Below are 15,801 nucleotides of genomic sequence, written 5' to 3' on the forward strand. Positions count from 1 at the left end.
TGTGCAAAAAAGGTAATGCATGCAAAAAACCATTTTGATAACGGGCTGCTCCAGCGGGATTGGTCTGGTCGCCGCCAAAGATCTGCTGGCACGCGGCTATCACGTCATCGCAGCCTGTCGTAAAGCCGACGATGTTGCACGGATGGACAGCCTGGGATTCACAGGGCTGCAGCTGGATCTGGACGATCCTGACAGCGTTGATCGCGCTGCCGACAGGGTACTGGCGCTGACGCATGGCCGACTGTTTGCGCTGTTTAACAATGCGGGATTTGGCACCTATGGTCCCTTAAATACCCTGACGCGCCAGCAACTGGAAAAGCAGTTTTCCAGCAATGTGTTCGGCACTCATCAGCTCACCCTGCGCCTGCTCCCGGCCTTAAAGGCCTGGGGCAATGCCCGAATCATTAATACCAGCTCGGTGCTGGGCATTATTTCGACGCCGGGCCGTGGCGCTTATGCGGCCAGTAAATACGCGCTGGAAGCCTGGAGCGACGCGTTACGTATGGAACTGCATACCAGTGGCGTGCGTGTCAGTTTAATCGAACCGGGCCCCATTCATACCCGCTTCACGGATAATGTTACTCAGGGTGAGCAGGATAATCCGGTGCAAAATCCGGGCCTTGCGGCACGTTTTACATTACCACCTGAGGCCATTTTACCCAAACTGCGCCACGCACTGGAGAGCAACCATCCTCGCCTGCGTTATCCGGTGACGCTGGTCGCGCATATCATGAGCCTGTTGAAACGTCTGCTGCCTGGCTGGATACTGGATCGCATAATTCGCAGTCAGTGAGGCGAATCCGCGAATACAACTTGAAGCCGGGTCGGTCGGCCCCATATTCTTTAAACATTTTCTGCAAAGAGACTTAGTCATGTCACCACACGCTTCGATTATCGACATTAACGAATCCAACCTGCATCAGACCCTTGAGCAGTCAATGCAGATTCCGGTGCTGTTCTACTTTTGGTCGGATCGCAGCCAACACTGTCAGGAACTGACGCCACTGCTGGAACGCCTGGCGCAGGAATATGCAGGCCAGTTTATTCTTGCCAGACTGGATTGTGACAAGGAACAACGGGTTGCCTCACAGTTTGGGTTACGCTCCATTCCCACGGTTTACCTGTTCCAGAATGGCCAGCCCGTCGATGGCTTCCAGGGGCCGCAGCCAGAAGAGGCCGTGCGCGCCCTGCTGGAAAAAGTGCTGCCGCGCGAAGAAGAGCTAAAAGCCCAACAGGCGATGGCGCTGGTGCAGGAAGGCAAACCGCTGGACGCGCTGCCGCTGCTGAAAGACGCCTGGCAGCTCAGTAATAAAGACAGCGAAATCGGCTTTCTGCTGGCAGAAGTGCTGATTACGTTAAATCGTAGCGACGAAGCTGAAACCGTATTAAAGGCCGTTCCCCTGCAGGATCAGGACACCCGTTATCAAAGCCTGGTCGCGCAGATCGACCTGCTGAAACAGGCCGCTGACACGCCAGAAATTCAGCAGTTGCAGTCGCAGCTGGAAAGTGATCCGGACAACGCCGAACTGGCAACCAAACTGTCGCTTCAGCTGCATCAGGTCGGACGCAATGAAGAAGCGCTGGAACTGTTATTTAGTTTTATCAAACGCGATCTGAATGCTGCAGATGGCCAGGCGCGTAAAATGTTGCAGGAGATTCTGGCTGCATTAGGCACCGGCGACGCCCTCGCTGCACGCTACCGCCGCCAGCTTTACTCCCTGCTTTACTGAGGTAAGCAGAAAACGGGCCGAACGACTTGGCCCGTCACGCTGACAACCCGGAGGTTATATGTTCACGGTTATTCCCGTTCTTATTCTGGTCGCACTGGTCATTGTCTGGTCCGGCGTGAAAATTGTGCCGCAAGGTTACCAGTGGACAGTTGAACGCTTTGGTCGTTATACCCGTACACTGCAGCCCGGCCTGAGTCTGGTCGTGCCTTTCATGGATCGTATCGGGCATAAGATCAACATGATGGAACGGGTGCTGGATATTCCCTCCCAGGAGATCATCTCCAAAGATAATGCGAACGTGACCATCGACGCCGTCTGTTTTGTTCAGGCTATCGATCCGGCGCGGGCTGCCTATGAAGTCAGTAATCTTGAACTGGCTATCCTCAATCTCACTATGACCAATATGCGCACCGTGCTGGGCAGCATGGAACTTGACGAGATGCTGTCCCAGCGTGACAGCATTAATACGCGCCTGCTGCATATTCTGGACGAAGCCACCAATCCCTGGGGCGTAAAAATCACCCGTATCGAAATCCGCGATGTCCGGCCGCCGCAGGAGCTGATCGGTGCTATGAATGCGCAAATGAAGGCCGAACGCACCAAACGTGCCGATATTTTAACGGCGGAGGGCGTGCGTCAGGCAGAGATTTTGCGCGCGGAGGGAGAAAAACAGGCCCAGATTTTGAAAGCGGAAGGGGAAAGAACGTCAGCTTTCCTTCAGGCAGAAGCGCGTGAGCGCCAGGCCGAAGCGGAAGCCCGTGCGACAAAAATGGTGTCGGACGCCATTGCCTCAGGCAATATCCAGGCCGTGAACTACTTTGTGGCGCAGAAATATACCGACGCGCTGCAAAAAATTGGCGAATCCAGCAACAGTAAAGTGGTGATGATGCCGCTGGATGCCAGCAGCCTGATGGGCGCCGTTGGCGGTATCAGTGAGTTGTTAAAAGAAACCCGTAGCGAGTCAACGCGCTGATGCTCAGCGAAATTGTGGCGCATCCGCACGGATTCTGGCTGACGCTGGGCGGCTTACTGCTGGCGGCTGAGATGCTGGGTACCAGTGGTTATCTGCTCTGGAGCGGGCTGGCCGCCATGCTGGTTGGCCTTGTAGTCTGGTTTCTCCCCATGAACTGGGCCGCACAAGGGATGCTGTTTGCCCTGTTCACACTGGTCAGCGTATTTTTATGGTCTCGCTGGCTGCGCTACCGCGAACGTCAGCAGCAGCCCAGTTCACTGAATCAGCGCGGCAGTCAGATGATTGGTTTACACCTGACGCTGGAACAGACGCTGCAAAACGGTATCGGACATGTGCGCATCGGTGACAGCAGCTGGCGCGTTCAGGCCGAACACAATTTGCCTGCCGGAACCGAAGTGGTCATCGTGGCCGTTGAAAGCATCACGCTACGTATTCAGCCACGTTTGCCGTCAGCCTGACGGCAGCAACCTGCCAGGTCATTAATGATGGGGCAGTCTGCACTGTCGTTGCCCGGACAGGCTGCCGCCAGCGCCAGCAAACGTGCGCGCATGGCGTGCAACTCTTCAATATGCGCAGCAATCTCATCGGCTTTTTGCAGCGTACGCGCCTTCACATCGGCGCTGTGACGCTCAGGATCGTTAAACAGCGCAACCAGTTCGCGGCATTCATCCAGCGTAAAGCCAACCTGGCGCGCCTGGCGCAGTAGATTCAGCTCATCAAGATGATGCGTATTGTAATGCCGGTAACCATTATCCCCGCGCAACGGGGGCGTCACGACGCCCTTCTCCTCATAAAAACGAATAGCCTTGCTGGTCAGTCCGGTCTTTTTCGCTACGGCACTAATATTCATAATGGATTCCCTGCCCTTCCCCTTAACAGTTAGCGGGATGATGAAAACAACGTTCGCACGCTGCTGGCTTAATGCTCAGTTTACCTGTTTAGCCTCTGCCTTATCACCCTGGTTTCATTTCACTATGTTGACCCGCTTTCCTGAGAAACTATAGCGCACATCACCCCGTTTCTGAGGTCTGAGCCTGCTCATCATCAGGCTTCAGAGACCGCGCGTTGATTCCTGTTTCCCTTATGTTGCTTACGTTGGCAGCACTTCCCCTGCTCCAGACCGACCGTGCACAAACACGGCTCTCAAAGCAACGCCATAAAAAACAGCCACATAAATCTTGTCAATGCGTATAAATCTTATAAAATGCCGCCCATTTGTAACTGTTAATCACATAAATTAAGGAGTGATTATGGCTTTAGTCAGCTGCCCGGAGTGTCATAAGGAAGTAAGTGATTCAGCATTACGTTGTCCGTCATGTGCCAAACAGCTCAGAAAACCACGCCGTTCGTTCTTTGGCAAAGTCATCAAATGGGCTTTCATCCTGTTCAACATTCTCATGATCTACTGCCTTGTTGCCGGATTAAGTGGAAGCGGCGAGGTGGTCAACAACGCGGCTTCTGATGCGGAAAGAGCGGGTGCTGCGATCGGTGCCGGTTTAGGTGTCATGGCTATTGGCGGCATTTGGGTGATTGGCGACATTATTCTGGGCATACTGGTCCTCTTCACAAGACCGAAGGGATGATGGACGTCACAGCGGTGTTGTAGAGTATTTTTGCGTTAAATGCGCCAGTGCGTCACCCCGCGATAACGCGTAAAAAACCCTGTATCGTGACCATCATTAACGATTAAGTCTGACAGTGAAGCGGACAGGCCCTGAAGGCGCCCTGCTGCGTAATTCCGGCTAAGGCTCGCCGCTCAGATAATCCGATTCGGGTTAGTTGTCACACAGCTCGTCTGACGCCGAAACGATGCATAAAAGCCCCGCGGATAACCCGGGGCTTTTGCTTTTCCACCCCCACCCGCGACACAGGCTGCACATTTTTTACCCACCCATTCTGGCATTCTGTCCCTTTTAACAGCCTGTATTTGACCTTCCCCTTGATGGAAGGTTTATCCTTAGTCACAGTCACTTCTGACTACTCACTCCGCCACACCAACCAAGGAGTCAACGATGTCAAATACGGTTATTCTGGCACTGGAAGGATTATCCTGCGGCCATTGCGTTAAACGCGTAAAAGAGGCGCTTGAGCAGCGCGACGATGTTGAACAGGCCGAGGTCACCCAACAGGAAGCCAGCATTTCTGGCAGCGCCGAGGTCACTTCGCTCATCGCCACTGTCGAACAGGCGGGCTATCATGCAACGCTGAAACCTGAAGGCGCGCGCCCAAAGCCTGAGCCGTTGACAGCATCAGAGCCGCCGCCGGAGGCGCTGACAACGGAGTCCTCTTCTCTGCCGGCAACCGAAGCATTGCCTGCTCACGTCCTGCTTATTGACGGCATGAGCTGTGCCAGTTGCGTCAGCCGGGTTGAAAAAGCCCTTGAACAGGTTGCCGGTGTACAGCAGGCACGCGTTAACCTTGCCGAGCGAAGCGCGCTGGTCATGGGCCATGTTGAGCCACAGCAGCTGGTCGCTGCCGTGGATGCGGCCGGTTACGGTGCGGAAGTGGTTGACGACGAGCAGCAACGGCGTGAAAAGCAGCAAATCAGCGCCCGACGCGCCCTGCGTCGCTTTAGCTGGCAGGCGGGCGTCGCGCTGCTGCTGGGCGTGCCGCTGATGGTATGGGGCATGATGGGCGACAATATGATGCTCACTGCCGCGAACAGAACCACCTGGCTGGTCCTCGGGATGCTCACCCTGCTGGTAATGATCGGGGCGGGTGGCCATTTCTACCGCAGCGCCTGGCGCAGTCTCCTTAACCGCAGCGCCACCATGGATACGCTGGTGGCGCTGGGAACGGCGGCCGCCTGGAGTTACTCCTTCAGCGTGGTCGTCTGGCCTGACTTTTTCCCGCCGCAGGCGCGTCATCTCTATTTTGAAGCCAGCGTGATGATTCTGGGCCTGATCAATCTGGGCCATGCGCTTGAACAACGCGCGCGCCAGCGTGCCTCACGCGCCCTGGAGCGGCTGCTGGATCTTACGCCCGCACAGGCCAATGTCATCACGGAACAAGGTGAGACGCTTATGCCCGTCAGCGCGGTAGAGCCCGGTATGATCCTGCGACTGGTCGCAGGCGATCGTATCCCCGTAGACGGCGAGGTACAGTCAGGCGAAGCCTGGTGTGACGAAGCAATGCTGACTGGCGAAGCGGTTCCCCAATCCAAAACACAGGGCGATCGCCTGTTTGCCGGTACGCTGGTGCAGGACGGGACCGTTCGCTTTATTGCGCAGGCGACTGGCGGCAATACCGCGCTGGCACGAATTATTCAGCTGGTACGTAAAGCGCAGAGCAGCAAACCTGAGGTTGGCCGTCTTGCGGATCGTATCTCTGCGGTCTTCGTACCGGTGGTCGTGATTATTGCCTTGCTGAGTGCGCTGATTTGGTACCTGGTGGGTCCACAGCCCCAACTGGCCTATGCGCTGGTTGTGGCCACCACCGTCATGATCATTGCCTGTCCCTGTGCGCTGGGTCTGGCAACACCGATGTCGATTATCGCGGGCACCGGACGCGCTGCTGAATACGGTGTGCTGGTGCGGGATGCCGATGCATTGCAACGCGCAAGTCATATCGACACGCTGGTGTTTGATAAAACGGGCACGCTTACCCAAGGTGCCCCGCAGGTCACCGAGGTTATCACCTGGCAGGGCAGCACCCGCGATGCCGTGCTCTCTGCCGCTGCGGCACTGGAACAGGCGTCAGGGCATCCACTGGCGAAAGCTATCGTGGCAGAGGCCGGCGCTGGCGAGAAGCCTGAGATTTCGCAATTTCGTACAATACGCGGCAAAGGGGTGAGTGGCATTCTTAACGGCAGACAACTTGTCCTGGGTAATGTCAGCCTGTTAAGCGAGCACGGTGTGGATTGCCAGGCGGCACAGGAAGAAACGGAGAGACTAACCCGCCAGGGCGCAACGCCGGTTTTACTGGCTGAAGACGGGAAGCTTACTGGCCTGATTAGCCTGCGTGATACTCTGCGGCCGGAGGCGGGTGAAGCGCTGCAACGGCTGCATCAGGCAGGTTACCGGTTGATTATGCTGACCGGGGACCATGAGAATACCGCCCGCGCTATTGCTGATGACGTGGGCATGGATGAAGTGATTGCGGGTGTTTTGCCGGAAGGTAAAGCCGATGCGATCAGCCAGTTGCAGCAGCAAGGCCGTCAGGTCGCCATGATCGGCGATGGGATTAATGATGCACCCGCGCTGGCCCAGGCGGATGTCGGCATAGCCATGGGCGGCGGCAGTGATGTGGCGGTGGAAAGCGCATCGATAACGTTGCTACGTGACGACCTGCATGGCGTGGCAGATGCCTTAGCGATTGCATCCGCCACACTCAGGAATATCCGTCAGAACCTGTTTGGTGCCTTTATCTACAACATTATCGGTATTCCGCTGGCTGCGGGCGTGCTCTATCCCTTCACGGGGTTGTTACTCAGCCCGATTGTTGCCGGCGCGGCGATGGCACTCTCATCGATTACCGTCGTCAGCAATGCTAACCGGCTACTGCGCTTCACACCGCGCAAGAAGCCTTAACGGCCGCCTCTGTTTTTCGCCGCCGGATCCCGCTAGCATGGTGTCTTTAACACAGTAAGGACAGGGAATGACTGCGAGCCTTTGGCAACGTTTGCGTAACTGGATGGCGCCCCTTTTTCCCACCAGCTACCGGTGGCCGGCCGTCGATATCCGGTCGGGAGCATGCCAGTTTCATCTGGTGGGAAGCATTCATATGGGCACGCGCGATATGCAGCCTCTGCCAGTGCGGCTGCTACAACAGTTGCAAAATGCCGATGCCCTGGTAGTGGAAGCGGATATTACCCAGGGCGGTTCGCCATTTGATGACACCGAAGTATGCCCGCCGCTGTCGGTGCGTATGGATGAAGGCACGCTGGCGAAGCTGGACGCGTTATGCAATGAGACCGGTTTGTCCCTGACGCAGTTTGATACGTCACCAGCCTGGCAAATTGCGTTGATGCTGCAGGCCCGTCAGGCCCAGCGGCTGGGATTGCGCCCGGATTACGGCATTGATTATCAGTTGCTTCAGGCGGCACGTTCACTGCAAAAACCCGTGATTGAGCTGGAGGGCGCAGACGCGCAAATCACCCTGTTAAAGTCGCTGCCCGATAACGGTATGGCGCTGCTGCAGGATACGCTGACGCACTGGCACACCAACGCGCGCATGTTGCAGACGATGGTGAGCTGGTGGCTGGAAAGCCCGCCCCGCGAACCGCAAATCGCCTTACCGGCGACGTTCAGTCAGACGCTCAATGACACGCTGATTAGCCAGCGCAACCGTGAGTGGCGCGGGCGATTACAAACGTTGCCCGCGGGACGTTATGTGGTGGCCGTCGGCGCACTGCATTTATATGGTGAGAACAATCTGCCAGCCCTGCTACGGGCGGAGTAATCAGGGATAAAAAAAAAGAGAGCCGACAGTCATATCGGCTCTTCAAAGAGGAATGTGTTAATGATTTTAGTTATCGCTCAACAACCCAGTTGCTGGCGCGTGGCAATTCTCGCCTAAAGCACATTATTTCGCCACATTTATCTTTCAATAAAACGTAATAAGATTTTTCTGAATCAGAGGCCATTATGACGCCTGCGGTAAAACTGTTGGAAAAACAAAAAGTCAGCTTCACACTGCACCCTTATGAGCATGACGCAAGCGAAACGCATTTTGGCGATGAAGCGGTACGTAAGCTTAACCTGGACGCCCGCCAGGTCTATAAAACGTTGCTTGTAGCGCTGAACGGCGATGCAAAGCAGCTGGCCGTGGCGGTGACGCCCGTGGCAACGCAGCTTGATCTCAAAAAGGTGGCTAAGGCTCTCGGGGCAAAAAAAGCGGAGATGGCCGATCCCCTGCTGGCGCAGCGGATTACGGGTTATCTGATCGGCGGCATCAGTCCGCTGGGGCAAAAAAAGCGTCTGCCGACGGTGATTGACCACTCAGCCAACGACTTTGCCACGCTGTTCATTTCTGGCGGTAAACGCGGACTGGATATTGAACTCAGCCCGCAGGATTTGTCCCGTCTTCTGAATGCCCCGCTGGCAGACATTGCCCGACGCGATTAAGCCGGTTGCAGAGCGCAGAGTTCATCAATCATCCAGCGCCCGGCCGGGCCGGGCGGATGGCGGCGCGACCAGACCACTTCTACGGCGATGCGCTGCGGCCACCCGGCGACAGGCAATTCCTTTAAGACACCATGTCCAAACTGTTTCACCAGCCAGCGCGGCAAAATGCTCCAGCCAAAGCCCTGTTCCGCCATCTCAAGCAGCACATAATATGTCTGAGCAGACCAGGCCCTGCCCTTAAAAGTGGGGGCGCGGCGTTCGGTCCAGGTATTGAGACGAAGGTGACGAAGGGGTTCAAGCTGGCTTTCATTCACCGTCGCTTCCTGCGCCAGAGGATGATCCCGGTGCAGGTAAATCCCTAACTCAGCATCGACCTGCAGGCGGGCGACCGCGATGTCAGCCGGGAGCGTCGGCTGGGCACGAATCACGCCGATCTGCGCGCGCCCGGTTTGCAACAGTTCGACGACATCGTCATCTTCTGCGGCAATGCCTTCCAGCTCCACCTCCGGATAGCGCCTGTCAAATTGCCTGAGCAGGCGCTGATGGTAGTGCGTTTGCCAGAAGTCAGATACCGCCACGCTGAGCCGCGGTTCGATTCCCTCGGACAGGCGCGTTGCCAGCGCATCCAGTCGCTCACTGGCGGCAAGAATCTGCTGAACCTGAGGTAAGACGCGTCGCCCTTGTTCGGTCAGTTGCGGCTGACGACCGCGCCGGTCAAATAAGGCAAAACCCAGATCGTCTTCCAGGTTAACCACAGCCACGCTGATGGTGGACTGGCTTTTGTTTAAGGCGCGTGCGGCGGCAGAAAACGAGCCACTGGCTACCGTTTGCACAAAGGCTTCCAGGGATTCAGGAGAGTAACGCATGTGAACCATCGCTTTTATCGATAGATGATCATTTTATCTTAGCATGATGCCATGGGAAAATAGGCACCTGAACTAAGGAGACTGACATGCAAACCCGTTCACTCACCGAACGTATCTTACATGCCAGCCTGTTTGAAGGCCTGGCCATCCTCACCATTGCCCCGCTGGCAGCCTGGATGATGGATAAACCGCTGTTTCAGATGGGCGCACTGGCCATCATGTTGTCCACGGTCGCGATGCTCTGGAATATGATGTACAACAGCGTGTTTGATCGCTGGTATCCGCCTCGTCAGAAACGCAGTGCGTGGGTTCGTGTGCTGCATGCTCTGGGATTTGAGGGCGGCTTTATCCTGATAGGGCTTCCGCTGGCCGCCTGGATGCTGGAGATTTCGTTATGGCAGGCCTTTATGATCGAAGTGGCGTTTTTTCTGTTCTTTCTGCCCTACACCTTCGTCTATAACCTGGTGTGGGATAAACTGCGGTCACACTGGTTCAACCGTAAGGCCTGCCGCGCCTGACAAGGCACCGGGGAGACGAAGCGCCTCCCCGGTGATTTAACGCGGTGCTGCGCGTTCCCCGTTCCAGTGTTGTATCCATGCCAAAATTATTTTGGGATAACGACGCGCGGGCACCGTTTCTTTCGCGTCTTTCAATGTATCCTGGGTCGTTGCCGTCTGGTAAATCACCTTATCGCGAGGCACGTAGTCGCTGGCATTCAGCGGCGAATGTTTACTGACCCAGTCACGCAGCACCACGGCGTCAACGTTGCCACTATTGACATAACCCGGATGTGAATCAATACGGGGATAGCCATCGCCGCCCGCCGCATTGAAGCTGTTAGTCGCCATCCGATAAGTTTTGGTGTCATCCAGCGGCTGTCCGTTGATCGTGACTTTACTCACGCCGCTGCCATTCGCGGTCAGACTGACATTTGCAAACTGGGCATAACCGCCTGAACCCGGTTCGATATTCGCCACCACCGCCAGATAGCGTTTAATTTCCGCCCCACTCAGCGTGACGGAAACGACCTGATTGGCAAAGGGTTGGACCTGGAGCAAATCGCGCCACGCTACGGGCCCTGGTTTGAGCGAGGCCCGAATTCCGCCGCCGCTCATCACGGCGAAGTCGGCCTGGGTCGAGGCCATCTGCGCCCGCAGGATGAGCTGCCCGAGGCTGCTTTGCCGAACGCGCACGGTTTCTTTTTCGCCGGAAAACACCCCGTTGACGCGCCCGACATTCACCTGCAACGTCGCTTCAGCGCGTTTTTGAAACGGCGTCAGTAATTTCATCATAGCCGTGTTTTTGGGGATCTCTTCCTGCCAGGTCAGCCAGGATTCGCTGCCATCGAGATTTTTGATTTTATGTTTGAGGTTAACCGGGATGAGCTGATACGACGCCAGGGTAACCTCGCCATTGCGGTAGGTAAAATCGCCACGTCCGACATATTTTCCCCACTTTTCCGCCTGCATAATCCAGACGCCATTTTGCCGGTCAGGCTGACAGGGCTGACCCGGCTGGTAATCTTTGCGGCTCACATTCTCTTTTTCCATACAGACCGCGTCATGCGAATGCCCCCCTACGATCATATTGAGGGTGCCCGCAGGCAACCTGCGCGCCAGCGTCACATCATCAATCCCGTTACTGCCGTGTTTGCCGTCGTCATAATGACCAAGATGGGTCAGCGCCACGATCACATCCGGTTTTTCTTTGGCGCGTAGTTCAGACACAACCTTTACGGCTTCGGCTACCGGGTCACGGAATTCGATATCCGTTAACTGTTCAGGGTTGGTCAGGCGGGCGGTATCCGGCGTGATTAACCCGATAACCGCAATCTTCAGCCCCATGCGCCGGAACATCGCCCAGGGCTTAAACAGACGTTTACCTGTGCTTTTTTGATAAACATTCGCGGCCAGAAAAGGAAATTTGGCCCATTTTTCCTGTTTCCGCAGCACGGCGAGGGGTTTATCGAATTCATGGTTGCCCAGCGTCATGGCATCGTAACCAATCAGGTTCATGCCACGAATATCAGGTTCGGCATCCAGGGCATCCGATTCCGGCACGCCAGTGTTGACATCTCCGGCCGACAAAATCAGTGCACCACCGCCTTTGGCCTGAATATCGTAGCGTGCGGTATCTATTAATGTTTTTTGTGCCGCCAGACCGTACTCGCCCTGCTCATCAAACCAGAAATGACCGTGCAGATCGTTGGTGTGCAAAATACTGAAACGGTAACTCCGGTCAGGCTCGGCGGCCTGAGTAAACAGTGATGAGAGCAACATCGCCCCGGTCAGACCCGCACCCGCCCATCGAGATAACACCACAGCCTCTCTCCTTTGAATAATGATTCTTGCCGATCGTCAGCGCCCTTTTGTGTCGCACATTCCCTGTGTTAACTCAAGTTTATCGCGCGTCGTCCGGTCATTATCGCAGGTTGTTCAGCGCAGGACAGGGACTGATTTTGTCATCACTGTTATGCATGAAGGCGCAATGTTAAGCAGAAGGAACAATCAGTTTGTTAATTTTTAGCTACTTTCGCTGGTGTGATTCGCCCTGTGTTAAATTTATGTATTACTCTGTTTTTTAACAGTGCATTTCGTCAAGATGGCCTTCGCGCGCGCAGACAAGGCTGGCTGAGCCAATGCTAAATAACAGACTGTTTTGTTTGCTGTTTTATCATCCGCTTTCATGCCATCAGGTCAGCCGCCTATCCGGCCGCCCCGACGCACAGAGGCCAACGAAGCAAAGGGAGCAGGCAAATCGCTGCCTGAGTGCGGTTGTAGGCTGTTACCAACACATTTTCACCTCATTATCGTCACGCTTGTGTCATTTAGAATGAATAAACTCCTTCCTGACCGTACGCAACAGACCGTTGTATCGACCCATAACCGCGATAAGTGAGAAAAACAGCCTTCATCTTGCACTTTTCGCCTATTTCCCTAATTTCTTTTGATAATCCCACAAATTATTCAGCGATGCCGCCTGATATGCATTAAACTCATTTGTTACAACCGGATACATTTACATCCAAGGAGACAGGCATGCATCACACCACACCGCTGATCACCACTATTGTCGGGGCACTGGTTCTGGCTTTCCTCCTTGGTATGCTGGCTAACCGGTTACGAATTTCTCCGCTGGTGGGTTACCTTGTTGCTGGCGTTATGGCCGGCCCTTTTACACCCGGCTTTGTGGCAGACACGAATCTGGCACCGGAACTGGCCGAACTGGGCGTGATTCTGCTGATGTTTGGCGTCGGTCTGCACTTTTCACTGAAGGACCTGATGTCGGTAAAGCGGATAGCCATTCCCGGCGCGATTGCACAGATCGCGGTAGCCACCTTGCTGGGAATGCTGATGTCGTGGGCGATGGGTTGGTCGTGGATGACCGGCCTGGTGTTTGGCTTGTGTCTTTCTACCGCCAGTACCGTGGTGTTGCTGCGTGCGTTAGAAGAACGGCAGCTGATTGAAAGCCAGCGCGGTCAAATTGCTATCGGCTGGTTAATTGTCGAAGACCTGGTGATGGTGCTTACGCTGGTCTTGCTGCCCGCCATTGCGGGCATGATGGAACAGGGCAACGCCAGCGCCAGCCTGGTAATCTGGGATCTGCTCTGGACCATCGGCAAAGTTGCCGCCTTTATGGTGCTGATGATGGTGGTAGGCCGACGTGCGGTCCCCTGGATTCTGGCGAAAAGTGCGGCCACGGGTTCACGCGAGCTGTTTACGCTGTCTGTCCTGGCGCTGGCGCTGGGCATCGCATTTGGCGCCGTCGAGTTCTTCGACGTGTCTTTTGCGCTGGGTGCGTTCTTTGCCGGAATGGTGCTGAATGAATCGGAGTTAAGCCAGCGCGCTGCCCGTGACACGTTGCCGTTACGGGATGCTTTTGCAGTGCTGTTCTTTGTCTCTGTCGGCATGTTATTTGATCCCATGATCCTGGTGAAAGAGCCGCTGGCCGTGTTGGGTGCGTTGGTGATTGTCGTCATCGGCAAATCCGCCGCCGCCTGGCTGCTGGTTTCGCTGCTGGGTCATTCGCGTCGGACAGCGATGACCATCTCGGTGAGTCTGGCGCAAATCGGCGAGTTTGCCTTTATTCTTGCCGGCCTGGGCATTTCACTTGGCCTGCTTGATGAAGAAGGCCGAAATCTGGTCCTGGCGGCCGCTATCCTTTCTATCATGCTCAATCCGGTTCTGTTTACGCTGCTGGGGCGTTACCTCGCCAAAAATGAAACGATGGAGCAGCAGACGCTGGAAGAAGCGCTGGAAGAAGAACAAGAGATTCCTGTGGATGTCTGCAACCATGCGGTCATCGTTGGCTATGGTCGCGTCGGCAACCTGCTGTGTGAGCAACTGATCAAACTGAATATTCCGGTGGTGGTGGTAGAAAGCTCCATCCCGCGCGTAAAAGCCTTACGGGATCAGGGGATCAGAGCGGTGCTGGCGAATGCCGCCCGCGCCAATACCCTGGCGCTGGCCCGGGTGGACTGTGCCAGTTGGCTGTTAGTCACTATCCCTAACGGCTACGAGGTAGGCGAAATTGTGACGGCAGCACGACAGAAGCAGGCTGATATTGATATTATCGTGCATGCCCATTATGACGATGAAGTGGAGTATATTCTGGAGCGCGGTGCAAACCACGTCGTTATGGGTGAGCGGGAAATTGCCGCCAGTATTATTCAGAAGTTACAGGAAAAGCTAACGCTGCAGGAAGAAAAAACCGTCAGCGAAGGCCAGCACTAATCCATCCCAAACGGCTGTCGCCCCGCTGAACTCTCAGAGATTCAGCGGGGCGTCTGACTTGTCGGCCTTAACGATCCCAGTAGGACTCTTCCAGGCTGTCTTCACGCTCAGGCAAACCGCGCGTCAGTCGGGGCGAATGCTGATTCAGGACCTGATAGCTGACCCGGTTAGCATATTTGCAGACCTGCGCCAGCGACGAATAGGTCAGATAAGCACGCGCATGTTTACTGGAGTTAGGTACGTTGCGGCGATGGTAGTTATTCGCCGTAATGTCATGCAGCAACGCTGCCAGCGCGCCGTCCCCTGCTCCATTGGTATTCATGATCTTCTCCGGGCCGCCCATGTAGGGCGCGATGTGCGAGAAAATGCGTAACGGCTGCTGACAATCCTGTTTACGCATTGCGCGACTGAATTCGTACTGGTTGAATTCAGCAATCGCGCCCGGTAACAAAGGATGGTTGGTTTTACGCTTAAATTCGTCTTCGGTATAGCCCGCCATATATAAACCGGTCGGCCCTGCCGTGCACAGCACCAGATCCACCCACTCCAGCGCCCTGTCCGAGGCCAGTAGCGGGTCGGCCTCGCCCGTCAGCGCCAGCGCCTCTTCTTCGTTCATCGCCACAATCGACACGTGGTCACGCAGGAAATCACGCCAGAACTGAGGATTGTCACCTATCACGTGTTTCGTGCCTAACGTCAGCACCACCGGCACGTTGTGGCGCTTTGCATACTCGATAGCCTGCAGCGTCGCCTGTGGCATCGGTTCACCGTCTTTGCAACGCACCAGATACGAGGTCAGAACCAGCGCGGAAGCGCCCGCAATTACGTCCTCAGGCACACTTTCCGCTTTGAGCTGGTTCATCTGGCCAGGGCTAATCGCAAAGGTCCGATCGCCCTGATCGCCGATCAGGGTGAAACAGCGGCCAATCGCTCCGTCCACACCCTGAAGATAGTTAAGATCCATGCGGCTCGAAGTATTACAAAGGTAACGATACGCATAACCGCCAATCTGAATGTTATTGCACATCACGCCCAGCAATACGGAACGGTCGTCCGCCAGCACGGAGAAATTGTGCAGCGTGTTGCCAATCGTGCCGCCTGCGAACTGGTGAGTAATCAGTTCATCACGCATCAGTTCAGCGTACAGCGCTTCTGCCACGGCATCGTCAATGACCAGCGAATGGCCGGCACTCAGACCATAGCGGACCAGAAAGGCGTCATCGACTTTCGCTTCGATATCGACCAACGTCTGATCGATGCCCACTACCCAACTGCCGTCTTCGTTATCGAATGACGAGGACTGGAGAAGGGGATCGCGCGCGCTGACGGGAAAATAGTGTTTGGATTTACGTTTGCCGGGAAATTTCATGGTGACTGCCGTGAGGAAAAACAGGCAGAGAAGCATATCATATTCTCTGCGACGACTTTAACGCT

Annotated in this window: 14 protein-coding genes; 10 read left to right on the plus strand and 4 right to left on the minus strand. The window is 55.5% G+C overall.

Going from position 1 to position 15,801, the window contains the following annotated elements:
• The first annotated feature begins 19 nt into the window (after positions 1-19).
• From GC090_RS15310 to GC090_RS15325, 4 genes are all read left to right on the plus strand, one after another.
• Positions 20-793, plus strand: a complete 774-nt coding sequence (locus tag GC090_RS15310) for an SDR family oxidoreductase (RefSeq protein WP_033738720.1) — start codon at positions 20-22, stop codon at positions 791-793.
• Between the two features lie 79 nt (positions 794-872).
• Entirely contained in the window at positions 873-1,730 is an 858-nt protein-coding gene (locus GC090_RS15315) for a co-chaperone YbbN (RefSeq protein ID WP_324020307.1), read from the plus strand.
• A gap of 58 nt (positions 1,731-1,788) precedes the next feature.
• Positions 1,789-2,703, plus strand: a complete 915-nt coding sequence (locus GC090_RS15320) for an SPFH domain-containing protein (protein WP_006117865.1) — start codon at positions 1,789-1,791, stop codon at positions 2,701-2,703.
• Positions 2,703-3,161, plus strand: a complete 459-nt coding sequence (locus GC090_RS15325) for an NfeD family protein (RefSeq protein ID WP_324020309.1) — start codon at positions 2,703-2,705, stop codon at positions 3,159-3,161. The genes GC090_RS15320 and GC090_RS15325 overlap by 1 nt, the downstream gene beginning before the upstream one ends.
• Here the strand turns inward: GC090_RS15325 and cueR are convergent.
• Complete coding sequence (cueR, locus tag GC090_RS15330) at positions 3,137-3,553, minus strand: Cu(I)-responsive transcriptional regulator (protein ID WP_006117867.1); 417 nt, start codon at positions 3,551-3,553, stop codon at positions 3,137-3,139. The two genes, GC090_RS15325 and cueR, sit on opposite strands and share 25 nt — an antisense overlap.
• Before the next feature lie 400 nt (positions 3,554-3,953).
• Between cueR and GC090_RS15335 the strand changes: the two genes are divergently transcribed.
• The 4 genes from GC090_RS15335 (at position 3,954) to ybaK (ending at position 8,768) form a co-directional block, all read left to right on the plus strand.
• Positions 3,954-4,286 carry a seryl-tRNA synthetase class IIa gene (locus tag GC090_RS15335; RefSeq protein WP_033738713.1) on the plus strand — a complete coding sequence of 111 codons (333 nt, stop codon included), beginning with the start codon at positions 3,954-3,956 and terminating at the stop codon, positions 4,284-4,286.
• A 429-nt stretch (positions 4,287-4,715) separates the two neighbouring features.
• Positions 4,716-7,232: a copper-exporting P-type ATPase CopA gene (copA, locus tag GC090_RS15340; RefSeq protein WP_324020312.1), complete on the plus strand. Its 2,517-nt coding sequence runs from the start codon at positions 4,716-4,718 to the stop codon at positions 7,230-7,232.
• Positions 7,233-7,299: 67 nt separating this feature from the next.
• Positions 7,300-8,103, plus strand: coding sequence for a TraB/GumN family protein (locus tag GC090_RS15345; protein WP_006117911.1), 804 nt, complete (start codon positions 7,300-7,302; stop codon positions 8,101-8,103).
• 185 nt (positions 8,104-8,288) lie between these two features.
• Positions 8,289-8,768, plus strand: a complete 480-nt coding sequence (ybaK, locus tag GC090_RS15350) for a Cys-tRNA(Pro)/Cys-tRNA(Cys) deacylase YbaK (RefSeq protein WP_033738710.1) — start codon at positions 8,289-8,291, stop codon at positions 8,766-8,768.
• Here ybaK and GC090_RS15355 read toward each other — a convergent pair.
• Positions 8,765-9,634 carry a LysR family transcriptional regulator gene (locus tag GC090_RS15355; RefSeq protein ID WP_324020315.1) on the minus strand — a complete coding sequence of 290 codons (870 nt, stop codon included), beginning with the start codon at positions 9,632-9,634 and terminating at the stop codon, positions 8,765-8,767. The two genes, ybaK and GC090_RS15355, sit on opposite strands and share 4 nt — an antisense overlap.
• Before the next feature lie 86 nt (positions 9,635-9,720).
• On the opposite strand from GC090_RS15355, the gene GC090_RS15360 reads away from it, so the two are divergent.
• Positions 9,721-10,152, plus strand: coding sequence for a multidrug/biocide efflux PACE transporter (locus tag GC090_RS15360; protein ID WP_039338466.1), 432 nt, complete (start codon positions 9,721-9,723; stop codon positions 10,150-10,152).
• 36 nt (positions 10,153-10,188) lie between these two features.
• Here GC090_RS15360 and ushA read toward each other — a convergent pair whose 3' ends face one another.
• Positions 10,189-11,913, minus strand: coding sequence for a bifunctional UDP-sugar hydrolase/5'-nucleotidase UshA (gene ushA / locus GC090_RS15365; protein WP_416381886.1), 1,725 nt, complete (start codon positions 11,911-11,913; stop codon positions 10,189-10,191).
• A gap of 759 nt (positions 11,914-12,672) precedes the next feature.
• Here ushA and ybaL point away from each other — a divergent pair.
• Positions 12,673-14,367 (plus strand): YbaL family putative K(+) efflux transporter, encoded by a 1,695-nt coding sequence (gene ybaL / locus GC090_RS15370; protein ID WP_033738703.1) that lies wholly within the window; start codon positions 12,673-12,675, stop codon positions 14,365-14,367.
• A 67-nt stretch (positions 14,368-14,434) separates the two neighbouring features.
• Here the strand turns inward: ybaL and GC090_RS15375 are convergent, their stop codons facing one another.
• Positions 14,435-15,736: an inosine/guanosine kinase gene (locus GC090_RS15375; RefSeq protein ID WP_033738797.1), complete on the minus strand. Its 1,302-nt coding sequence runs from the start codon at positions 15,734-15,736 to the stop codon at positions 14,435-14,437.
• Positions 15,737-15,801: the final 65 nt, after the last annotated feature.

It is taken from the genome of Pantoea sp. JZ29 (assembly GCF_035190385.1).
Taxonomy (GTDB): Bacteria; Pseudomonadota; Gammaproteobacteria; order Enterobacterales; family Enterobacteriaceae; genus Pantoea; species Pantoea stewartii.